Here is a 379-nt window from a genome sequence, read left to right as displayed (position 1 = left end):
GGTTTAACAAATCCATTGATTATATCATCTAGCTTATCGGTACCCATTTCTCTATACGTCACTTGGAAAGCTATGTCTTTTTCAATCTTTTGAACTGGTTCACCATCTACCATTACAAAAGAAGTTCTTAAAGCCTCATGTCTTTCGATTAATTTATGGAAAGCCTTCTCAAGCTGATGAACATCCAAATCACCTTTTATTTTCATAGCGAAAGGCATATTATAAGATACTCCGCTACCCTCTATTTTGTTTAAAATGTAGAGTCTTCTTTGGGCAGATGAAAGCGGATAATAATCTTGTTCTTCTACTTTTTTGATCGATGCATATACACTTTCTTTTGTAGAGTCAATAAATTCTCCAATCCCTTTTATAGTAGGTG

1 protein-coding gene is annotated in these 379 nt (G+C 34.0%); it reads right to left on the bottom strand.

Going from position 1 to position 379, the window contains the following annotated elements; all coding sequences use genetic code 11:
- Positions 1-379 (bottom strand): condensation domain-containing protein (locus tag JDS92_RS30185; RefSeq protein WP_142312947.1); only part of this gene is annotated, 379 nt, incomplete at both ends.

The organism is Bacillus cereus group sp. N12 (assembly GCF_016483575.1).
Taxonomy (GTDB): domain Bacteria; phylum Bacillota; class Bacilli; order Bacillales; family Bacillaceae_G; genus Bacillus_A; species Bacillus_A toyonensis.
The sequence above is the reverse complement of the archived record's forward strand: the minus strand, read 5'-3'. Positions and strand labels throughout refer to the sequence as shown.